The 10,497-nt window shown below is 48.8% G+C and carries 8 protein-coding genes; 7 read left to right on the top strand and 1 reads right to left on the bottom strand.

Translation table 11 applies throughout. The features are described 5' to 3' along the window. Positions 1-283 precede the first annotated feature (283 nt). Both GXP22_05185 and GXP22_05180 read left to right on the top strand, forming a co-directional pair. Entirely contained in the window at positions 284-1,516 is a 1,233-nt protein-coding gene (locus GXP22_05185) for a malate dehydrogenase (GenBank protein NOX08874.1), read from the top strand. A gap of 76 nt (positions 1,517-1,592) precedes the next feature. Beyond that, on the top strand, positions 1,593-2,891 hold the full coding sequence (locus GXP22_05180) for a citrate synthase (protein ID NOX08873.1): 1,299 nt from the start codon (positions 1,593-1,595) through the stop codon (positions 2,889-2,891). A 3-nt stretch (positions 2,892-2,894) separates the two neighbouring features. On the opposite strand, the gene GXP22_05175 is transcribed toward GXP22_05180, so the two are convergent. Continuing rightward, positions 2,895-5,291 (bottom strand): penicillin-binding protein 1A, encoded by a 2,397-nt coding sequence (locus GXP22_05175; GenBank protein ID NOX08872.1) that lies wholly within the window; start codon positions 5,289-5,291, stop codon positions 2,895-2,897. A gap of 221 nt (positions 5,292-5,512) precedes the next feature. Between GXP22_05175 and GXP22_05170 the strand changes: the two genes are divergently transcribed. From GXP22_05170 to GXP22_05150, 5 genes are read left to right on the top strand one after another with little or no spacing between them, the layout of a single operon-like run. Next, complete coding sequence (locus tag GXP22_05170) at positions 5,513-6,568, top strand: pilus assembly protein PilM (GenBank protein NOX08871.1); 1,056 nt, start codon at positions 5,513-5,515, stop codon at positions 6,566-6,568. After that, on the top strand, positions 6,568-7,134 hold the full coding sequence (locus GXP22_05165) for a PilN domain-containing protein (protein NOX08870.1): 567 nt from the start codon (positions 6,568-6,570) through the stop codon (positions 7,132-7,134). Before GXP22_05170 ends, GXP22_05165 begins: the two co-directional genes overlap by 1 nt. Positions 7,135-7,136: 2 nt before the next feature. After that, complete coding sequence (locus GXP22_05160; GenBank protein ID NOX08869.1) at positions 7,137-7,745, top strand: type 4a pilus biogenesis protein PilO; 609 nt, start codon at positions 7,137-7,139, stop codon at positions 7,743-7,745. Between the two features lie 2 nt (positions 7,746-7,747). Further along, the gene (locus tag GXP22_05155; GenBank protein NOX08868.1) at positions 7,748-8,266 is read left to right on the top strand and encodes a pilus assembly protein PilP; all 519 of its coding nucleotides are present in this window, start codon (positions 7,748-7,750) and stop codon (positions 8,264-8,266) included. Between the two features lie 21 nt (positions 8,267-8,287). Further along, positions 8,288-10,492 (top strand): type IV pilus secretin PilQ, encoded by a 2,205-nt coding sequence (locus GXP22_05150; GenBank protein ID NOX08867.1) that lies wholly within the window; start codon positions 8,288-8,290, stop codon positions 10,490-10,492. Positions 10,493-10,497: the final 5 nt, after the last annotated feature.

The following is a 10,497-nucleotide window of genomic DNA, read 5'->3' as shown; positions in this document are numbered from 1 at the left end:
AGGCCGGATATATGGAAGCAATCCTGTCACTGTTAAAGGTTCACAATGTCTTGCAAACTGGGAGGAGACCATATATGCGTACCACGCACCAGGGTATTGGTGCGCGGTGCGCACCCTACACATATCTCAGACCCGTTTTTTGGCTCTGACCCCATCGAGCGGTTAGAGAAGATCAATCCCTATCTCTTGAGTTAACGGGGCAGCAATGATCTGCTATGATAATTGTTTCGTTGTGATAGAAAGTTTTATTGAGGATGTTATGCAAAAAGGCTCAACATTGGATATCTCCCGACAGGCGGCGTTGGATTACCATGAATTCCCGCGCCCAGGCAAGATTGCTACCGAGTTAACCAAGCCCTGTGAGACCCAGCAGGATCTTGCGTTAGCTTATACGCCGGGTGTGGCAGAGCCGGTGCGCGAGATTGCCGGGGATGCAGAACAGGCCTACCGTTATACCGGTAAGGGTAATCTGGTTGCGGTGATTACCGATGGTACTGCCGTCCTCGGGTTGGGTAATGTCGGAGCACTGGCGGGTAAGCCGGTGATGGAAGGTAAGGCCGTCCTGTTCAAGCGTTTTGCCAATATTGATGTCTTTGATATTGAAGTCGATGCCGCTGATCCGGCAGATTTTATTAGCACGGTAGAGCGCATTGCGACGACCTTTGGTGGTATCAATCTGGAGGATATTGCCGCCCCACACTGTTTTGAAATTGAACGTATATTATCTGAAAAACTGGATATTCCGGTATTCCATGATGATCAGCATGGGACTGCCATTATTATCTCGGCGGGTTTGCTTAATGCGTTGGAGATACAGGGCAAGACGCTGGCAGAGGCACGGATTGTTTGTCTCGGTGCCGGGGCGGCGGGGATTGCCTCTATGCGTCTGTTAAAGGGGCTGGGTGCGAAGCCTGAAAATCTGTTTATGGTGGATCGCAAGGGTGTTATCCATGATGGACGTGATGACCTGAATCAATACAAGCAGGAGTTTGCGGTACATACGGATCGTCGCAGCCTGGCTGATGCAATGAAGGGTGCGGATGTGTTTATTGGTGTATCCGGGCCGGATCTGTTGAGTCCGGATACATTGAAGTTGATGGCGGCAAACCCAGTGGTTTTTGCCTTGTCGAATCCTGATCCGGAGATTCATCCACAGCAGGCACATGCGGTACGTTCCGATCTGATTATGGCAACCGGACGTAGTGATTACCCCAATCAGGTCAATAATGTCCTGGGCTTTCCTTTTATTTTTCGTGGTGCGCTGGATGTGCGTGCGCGTTGTATTAATCTGGAGATGCAGATGGCGGCAGTACATGCCCTGCGTGAGTTGGCGCATGAACCTGTTCCAGTCGAGGTGCTACAGGCCTATACGGTCGATAGTCTATCTTTCGGCAAGGACTATATTATTCCCAAGCCAGTGGATGCGCGTTTAATAGATTGTGTCCCGCGCGCGGTGGCACGGGCAGCCGTGGATAGCGGTGTTGCCAGACTGGCTCTTCCTGAATATTACCGATAAGATCGCTTCTGAATGGTCATCTGTGCAGGAATGACGGGTTAATGAAAATAGATAATCGTATAGTGAGGGATGCAGTATGAGTGAACGCAAGATTGTTCTAACCGATTCAGAGACTGATAAGGTTGTGGAAATGGAAGTTCAACAGGCTAGTCAAGGGCCTGATGTGCTTAATCTGACCGGGCTATACAAGGAATTGGGTTGTTTAAGTTATGACCCCGGCTTTTTGTCTACCGCCAATTGCACCAGTAAGCTGACCTATATTGATGGTGAAAAGGGGATTTTGGAATATCGCGGTTATCCCATTGAACAATTAGCTGAGAAAAGTAATTTCATGGAAGTTGCGCACCTGTTGATGCATGGTGAGCTGCCGGATGCCGATGCGTTGAAAGAATTTACTCATATCATGACGCATCACACCATGATGAATGAAAACGTGAATCACTTTTACTCGGGCTTTTATCATGATGCGCATCCAATGGCCATTATGGTCGGGGTTGTTGGTTCACTGGCGGCGTTTTATTTTGATTCAACAGATATCAGTGATCCACGCCATCGTGAGATTAGTGCCTATCGTCTAGTTGCCAAGATGCCCACTATTGCAGCCGCTTGTTATCGCCATACCATTGGTTTACCTCTGGTCTATCCGCGTAATGATCTGAGTTATTGTGGTAACTTCCTGCACATGATGTTTTCGGTGCCCTGTGAGGAATATCAGGTTGACCCTTTGGCTGAACATGCGTTGGATGTCCTGTTTATATTACATGCCGATCATGAGCAGAATGCCAGTACGGCAACGGTAAGGCAGGCGGGTAGCTCGGGCGCAGATCCATTTGCTTGTATTGCGGCGGGTATTTCATCGCTCTGGGGCCCCGCTCATGGTGGCGCTAATGAGGCGGTTTTGAATATGCTGGAAGATATTGGCGATGTCAGTAATATTCCTGAGTATATTGCGCGTGCCAAGGATAGTAATGATCCCTTCCGTTTAATGGGTTTTGGTCACCGCATCTATAAGAACTATGATCCAAGGGCGCGAATTATTCGTGATGTTTGTCATCAGGTGTTGGAGAAAATGGGCGCTTCGGATGATCGCTTGTTTGGGCTGGCGATGCGCCTGGAAGAGGTTGCGCTGGAGGATGAGTACTTTATCAAGCGTAAACTCTATCCTAATGTTGATTTCTACTCCGGGATTATTTATCGCGCCCTGGGTATACCGACCAATATGTTTACCGTGATGTTTGCGATTGCGCGGACGGTGGGCTGGGTGTCGCACTGGATGGAGATGATGGCTGATCCCAATCAACGGATTAGTCGCCCGCGCCAGTTCTATCAAGGGCCCGTACGGCGTGATTATGTGCCTCTGTCAGAACGCGATTGATTGTTAAAACAAAGGATCATCATCACCATTGTCATCCACGTTTATCGAGCGATCATCGTAACTGACGCGGGGCACATATGCGCTGCGGAAGGTCTCGAAGATGGCATCTTTTTGGCCACTGGAGGCTAGTAAGCCAGTCTTGGGATCAATACGTACAGTCACCATGTCGGCGGGCATATCCAGTGTGGATTCCGCACTGTCCTGCAAGGCAACTCGCATATAGTTGATCCACATGGGCAGGGCTGCACGGCTGCCGGTTTCATAGTTGCCCAGTGGTTGTACCTGATCGAAGCCTACCCATGTGGTGGTGACCAATTCTCGGTTAAAGCCACAAAACCAGGCATCGCGCTGGTCATTGGTGGTGCCGGTCTTACCTGATAAATCACCCCGTTTTAATACGCGTGCACGCCGTCCGGTGCCGCGTTTGATAACATCGTTCAGCATGCTGGTGATCTGGTAGGCATTTTGCGGGCTAATGGCGGTGGGTGCCTGTCGCATCAGCAGGTGTTCTTTTTCACCCTCGCTGGTGTCTTCATTAATCAAGCATTGAGCGCAGGCGAGCAGGGCTTGTGCCTGGTATATAATATTGCGGCGAACATCCCTGATCTCGTCAATAAGATAGGGTTCAATACGAAAGCCACCATTGGAGAAGACGCTATAGGCACGAGCCATCTCCATCGGTGTGACCGATGCGCTACCGAGAGAGAGTGACAAATCTCTGGGGAGTTGTTTCCTGTTGAAGCCAAACTTTACCGCATGCTGGATGGTGTGGCGAATACCGATGGCCTGTAACAAACGAATAGAGACCAGGTTTCTGGAACGTACCAGCGCCTCACGCATGCGTGTGGGGCCATAAAATTTCCCGCTATAGTTTTCTGGTCGCCATGCGCTTTCCAGTGCCGGATCATCGAATACAACGGGTGCATCATTAATGATGCTGGCGGGTGTGAAGCCTTTTTCCAGTGCGGCTGAATAGAGTATGGGTTTAAAGCTGGAGCCGGGCTGACGTTGAGCCTGTGTGACGCGGTTAAACTTACTACGATAGAAATTGAATCCGCCAACCAGTGCCTCGATAGCACCATCATCGGAGCGTAGTGATACCAGTGCGCCTTCAACCTTGGGAGTCTGGCTTAGTTTCCATGTCGGTGAGGTGATGTTTTCAATCAGGACGATATCACCCTCTTGAACGATTTGCCCGGCTTGTTCCGGTTTATTGCCTCGTTGGTTTAGTTTGATATAGCGGCGTGCCCAGGAGAGTCCATCCCATTCTATGGTTTGTTGCTGACCCTCCCGGGTGATGACGTGAATGTTTTTTTCATTGACCTCGGTTACCAGGGCAGGGCGTAACCCGGCATTATTTGACCAGGGTTTTAGTATTTTTTCGAGGCTGGCTTTTGAGCTGTCTCTATCCCATTCAATATGCGCTTCCGGGCCACGATAACCATGTCGATATTCATATTCCAGCAGATTCTTGCGTACCACCATATTGGCCGCCTTCTGTTTTTGGCTATCAATGGTAGTGTATACGGTATAGCCTGCCGTATAGGTATCACTGCCATAGCGTTTCAGCATCTCAGCACGTACCATCTCAGCGATATAGGGTGCATCTACTTCCATTGAAGGGCGATAAAGGCTGGCCTCATCGGCTGTATGCAGTGCCGTGTCGTATACATCATCATTGATATAGTTGAGTTTATGCATCCGTCGCAGGACATAGTTTCTGCGTAGCAAGGCGCGACTCGCGTTAGTGACCGGGTTGTAGCTTGAAGGTGCCTTGGGCAGGCCGGCAATCATGGCCATTTGGGCAATATCCAGTTCCTTTAGCGGCAGATTGTAGTAGGTTTGTGCGGCAGCAATAACGCCATAGGATCGATGGCCGAGGTAGATCTTGTTGAGATAGAGTTCAAGAATTTGTTGTTTGCTTAATTCACGCTCCATGCGCAGTGCCAATAATATCTCGGTGGCCTTACGCAGATAAGTCTTTTCCCGACTGAGAAAGAAATTACGTGCGACTTGCATGGTAATAGTGCTGCCACCCTGACGTTTTTCACCGGTACGAATGAGCTCAAACAATGCCCTTAATATACCCTGGTAGTCGACCCCGGGGTGGATAAAGAAACGGCTGTCTTCAGCGGCAAGAAAGGCCTTAATCAATAAGGGGGGTAGTTCATTATAGGTGACTGGGGTACGTTTTTTTTCGCCAAATTCAGCCAGTAGTTTGTGGTCACGGGTGTAGACACGCAGTGGAATTTGTAGTCGAATATCGCGCAGTTGCTGAATAGACGGGAGTTGCTGGGCAAGGGTGCGATAGCCCTGTATGCTGGCAATGGTTAGACCGGTAGTCAAAAGGATAAATATTACGAGCCAGAGAATGCGTTTGCGGGATCTTTTTGGCTTCATTGGCTACTGTGTTGTGGGGGTTGGTTTTGATGAGGCTCTAGTATAGCGTGAGACTGTGATGAATGTCATAGAATAAGACCTGTCTGTCGGGTTACTTTGTTGCGGCAGGTATATTAAACATGTTGTTGACAAAAGCTGACGCATAACATTTAATACTCAACAGTATCTTTGCGGCGCAACCGTATTGATAAACAAAGGAAAAAAGATTGCAGTTATCTGATCTGATAAAAAGAAAGAAGCAGGCGATTCTGGGAATTGATATTAGTTCAACGACCGTCAAGTTGCTGGAATTAAGCTTCAATGGTTCACGTTACCGGGTAGAAAGTTACGCGGTCGATCCCCTGCCCCCTAATGCCGTGGTTGAAATGAACATTAACGACATTGATGCCGTTGGTGAATCGATTGCGCATGCGGTGAAACGTTCGGGCACCAAGGCCACCCTGGTGGCGGTTGCTGTGGCAGGTTCTTCGGTGATTACCAAAATTATTACCATGCCCGCCGCACTGTCAGATCGTGAGATGGAGATGCAGATCGAACTTGAGGCGGATCAATATATTCCTTATCCCATTGAAGAAGTGAGCATTGATTTTGAGGTGCAGGGCCCGACTGCGGATGATCCTGAATCTGTTGATGTGCTGTTGGCTGCCTCACGTAGTGAAAATGTTGATATGCGCGCAGCGGTAGTCGAGTCGGCCGAATTAATCGCTAAGATTGTAGATATCGAGGCCTATGCGATGGAAAATGCCTTTTCCCTGATTGCGGAACATTTCCCTGATCGTGGTAAGGGTATGACGATTGCCATGGTCGATGTGGGTGCGACTATGACCACATTAAACGTATTGCATGACAATAAAATTGTCTATACCCGGGATCAGGTCTTTGGTGGTAAGCAGCTGACTGAAGAGATTATGCGTCGTTATGGTATGTCCTATGAAGAGGCCGGTATGGCGAAACGTCAAGGCGGGCTGCCGGAGACTTATGAAGAGGAAGTATTGAATCCTTTCAAGAAGGCGCTGGCACAGCAGGTGAGCCGTTCGTTACAGTTTTTTTATTCCTCGACCAATTATAATAGTGTTGATCGTATTGTGCTGGCAGGTGGTGGTGTTTCATTGCCCGGAATTCAGGAATTAGTACAGGACACCATAGAGATTGAAACAATTATTGCTAACCCCTTCAGTAACATGACTCTTGCACCCAAGGTGAATGCCCAGGCACTGGCGAAAGATGCGCCGGCAATGATGATTGCCTGTGGTTTGGCGCTAAGAGGAACGCGTTAATGGCCTATATCAATTTACTGCCTTGGCGTGAAGAGTTACGCAATGAAAAGAAACGTGCGTTTGTGGTTATCTCGGGTGGTGCGGCGATTGTTACCGCCCTGGTGTTTTTGCTGGTTCACATACAGATTGCCGGCATGATTGATTGGCAGATGCAACGGAATGCCTATATTGAGCAGGCAACAAGCAGGCTTGATGAGAAAATTAAAGAAATTCAAGAGCTTAATAAGGTGCGCTCGCAGTTATTGGCGCGTATGAATGTTATTCAGGAGCTACAGGGTAGCCGTTCGTTGAGTGTACATCTGCTGGATGAGCTGGTCACTACGGTGCCAGAAGGGCTGCATTTGTCTAACTTTAAGCAGGATAGGGATCGGCTGGAGATGTCTGGTGTGGCGCAATCCAATGCCCGCGTATCGGCTTATATGCGGAGTATTGAACGTTCTGACTGGATGAAAAAACCGGTGCTGGATGTTATCGAATCAGAAGAGTTGAATCGACACCGGATCGCGCAGTTTAGTCTGCATGCGTTACAGGAAGGCAAGCATGAAGACACGGGTGTTGAGGAATAATTATGGATCTGGCAGAACTCAACGAACTTGATTTTAGCGATGTCAGCGCCTGGCCATTGCCGGTGCGTATCGTGGTGGTGGTATTGATTATATCTTTGGTGCTGGGGCTGGGTTACTGGTTTGATACCAAGGATCAACTGGTCGAACTGCAGCAGCAGGAGCAGCGTGAAGGTGAGCTCAAGATGATCTTTGAGAGCCGTAGTGTGCTGGCGGCTAATCTGGATGCCTATAAAAAACAGCTGGCAGAGATGAGAAAGTCTTTTGGTGCGATGTTGCGTCAATTGCCAGACAAGACCGAGGTGGCTGACCTGCTGGTTGATGTCTCGCAGACCGGTCTGGTGAGTGGTCTGGAATTTGAGTTGTTTCGCCCTATGGAAGAGCTTCCAAAGGATTTTTATGCGGAATTACCGATTCGTATCAAAGTGTTAGGTGGTTATCATGAGTTTGGCGAGTTTGTTAGCGGGGTGGCCGCTTTACCGCGTATTGTGACGGTGCATGATATCATTATTAAACCGATTGGTGATAGTGCAGATGGTAGCTTGTTATCCATGGAAATGATTGCCAAGACTTATCGTTATCTGGATGAGAATGAGTTGGGTAACGAGGAATGAGATTGCTACGATACACAATACCCTTGTTGATACTCGGCTTGACGGCCTGCAGCGATGATGCGAATTTTCATGATCTTGATCAGTATGTTGCGGATGTTGAGGCGCGGCAGCGGCCCAAGATAAAGCCATTACCGGAATTTACCCCCTATGAAACCTACCTGTATCAGTCGGCTGAACTGCGTAACCCTTTTATTGCGCCGGAGTTATCGGATGTGCAATCGAACGCGGCGGGGGATAAGAGCGGTGTTGCCCCGGATCCGGATCGTTCCCGTGAAGCGATGGAGTTATTCCCTCTCGATAGTCTGCGTATGGTCGGTACCCTGGAACAGAATGGTGTGATGTGGGCATTGATTATGGCACCGGATGATGCCATTAATCGCCTGCGGGTGGGTAATTATATGGGGCAGAATTATGGTCGCATTATTGGTATTAGTGAATATGAGATCGAACTGACAGAGATTATCCCGGATGGTATGGGTGCCTGGTCTAAAAGTAACACAACCATAACCCTGGCAGAATAGGATTATGATGGAGATAAAAAAATGATTGTATCGCCCCGGATCGAACAGGTGATTAGAAGTAACAGGGCTCAATGGATGCTCGCCGTTGTCGGTGTTTTGCTGCTATGGCTATGCAGTACGAATATTGCCGTTGCGGCAGCAATGAATACCCTGAAATCTATTGATGTTGGTGTGTTATCTGATGATCGTGCGCAGATTGTGCTTAATCTGAGTCAGGCCCCTGCGAGTAAACCTGCTAGTTTTATTATCAAGCAGCCGGCACGCATTGTGTTTGATCTGGCTGACACTCGTTCATTGATCAACAAGCGCCCACGCCCATTATCTATTGGTGTTGCCAAGAGTATCACTGCGATTGAGGCAGGGGGTAAGACGCGGGTTATTTTGAGCCTGGATAAGATTGCTAACTATGATCTACAGATTAAAGATACACGCATTGTTATCACCATGCAGAATGAGAAACCGGCAGTGGTGGTGCCAGCGGCGGCGGTGGAGAAACCCTCTGTGGTTAAGTCGGTCTTTAATCGGATGTTTTCTACTAAGCCCGAACGGCGTGTAGTGAAGAAACGACCCGTCATGCGTACCGGGATCAAGAATGTGGATTTTCGTCGTGGTGAACAGGGCGAAGCGCGGATTATTGTGACCTTGTCGGACCCTTCTTTACCAATTGATATGTCGCAGCGTGCCGGTAAAATTATTGCTGATTTTCATGGTTCTATGTTGCCTAGCCATCTGCAGCGGCGTTTGGATGTGCTTGATTTTGCCACCCCGGTTAAAGAAGTAGATGCCTTTGTGCGTAAGGACGGGGCGCGTCTGGTCATCAGTGCGATTGGTGATTATGAGCATCTCGCCTATCAATCGGATGATCGTTTTATTATTGAGGTACGCAAGGTAACCAGCGCCGAGATGGATGCGCGCAAACGAGAGGAGTTTGGTTTTACTGGCGATAAGCTTTCATTAAACTTTCAAAGTATCGAGGTGCGTTCGGTATTGCAGTTGATTGCTGATTTTACCGGCGTAAATATCGTGGTTTCAGATACCGTTACCGGTAGTTTGACCCTGCGCCTCAAGGATGTACCCTGGGATCAGGCGCTGGATATTATCCTCAAGACCAAGGGCTTGGATCAGCGTAAGGTGGGTAATGTCATGCTGGTTGCCCCGAGTGAAGAGATTGCAGTGCGTGAGAAGATGGAGCTGGAGGCACAGCAACAGATCGAGGATCTGACACCGGTCTATTCTGAGTTTATTCAGATCAATTATGCCAAGGCAGCCGATATTGCCGACCTGTTAAAGGCGAAGGATAATTCGCTGTTATCTGAACGTGGCAATGTATCCATTGATGAGCGTACCAATACCTTGTTGTTGCAAGATACCTCGGACAAGTTGGCCGAGATCAGGGAGCTGGTCGTCATCCTGGATGTGCCGATTCGTCAGGTATTGATTGAATCGCGTATTGTTGTTGCGAATAATGATTTTTCTCGTGAACTAGGTGCCCGCTTCGGTATTACCGGGGCAAGGAACAACAATAATACGGTGACAACCATTTCCGGTTCATCAACAGCAACCGATAGTATGATGGTGAATGCTGCCAGCAATATTCAGACCAGTGGTCAGCCCTTCCCGTTAGGTATTCCTGATAAGGCGGATCGTATGATGGTGGATCTGCCGGTTAGTAGTGCTGCCGGGCGTTTCTCGTTGGGTATCCTGGCGGCTGATTATCTGCTGGATCTGGAAATATCGGCATTACAGGCAGAAAATCGTGGTGAGTTGATATCTAGTCCACGCGTGATCACATCGAATCAGAAAGAGGCCGTGGTTGAACAGGGCGTTGAAATCCCTTATCAACAGGCGTCTTCCAGTGGTGCGACCTCGGTGAGTTTCAAGAAGGCGGTATTGAGCCTGAAGGTGACCCCGCAGATCACCCCGGATGATCATATCTCCATGACCCTGGATGTGAGTAAGGATTCAGTCGGTGAGCTGTATGCCGGTGTCCCCAGTGTCAATACCAACTCGATCTCTACCCAGGTGCTAGTGGGTAACGGTGAGACCGTGGTGTTGGGTGGTGTCTATCAGGAACAGAATGTGGTGGGTTCTGACAAGGTGCCATTGTTAGGTGATATACCGGTGTTGGGGTACCTGTTCAAGAGTAATAGTAAGTCGGAGAAGAAATCAGAGTTATTGATCTTCGTGACACCCAAGATTATTAAGGAAGGGCTACGCATTCAGTAGTAGTC

This window comes from Gammaproteobacteria bacterium, from assembly GCA_013151035.1.
In the GTDB taxonomy this organism is placed as follows: domain Bacteria; phylum Pseudomonadota; class Gammaproteobacteria; order JAADJB01; family JAADJB01; genus JAADJB01.
This window is presented reverse-complemented; position numbering and strand designations above follow the sequence as displayed.

What these genes read in the sequence shown, in the direction of transcription:
- GXP22_05160 (NOX08869.1), top strand. Translation starts at nt 7,137, where the DNA reads ATGGATCTGGCAGAACTCAACGAACTTGATTTTAGCGATGTCAGCGCC.
- GXP22_05150 (NOX08867.1), top strand. Translation starts at nt 8,288, where the DNA reads ATGATTGTATCGCCCCGGATCGAACAGGTGATTAGAAGTAACAGGGCT.
- GXP22_05180 (NOX08873.1), top strand. Translation starts at nt 1,593, where the DNA reads ATGAGTGAACGCAAGATTGTTCTAACCGATTCAGAGACTGATAAGGTT.
- GXP22_05175 (NOX08872.1), bottom strand. Translation starts at nt 5,291, where the DNA reads ATGAAGCCAAAAAGATCCCGCAAACGCATTCTCTGGCTCGTAATATTT.
- GXP22_05165 (NOX08870.1), top strand. Translation starts at nt 6,568, where the DNA reads ATGGCCTATATCAATTTACTGCCTTGGCGTGAAGAGTTACGCAATGAA.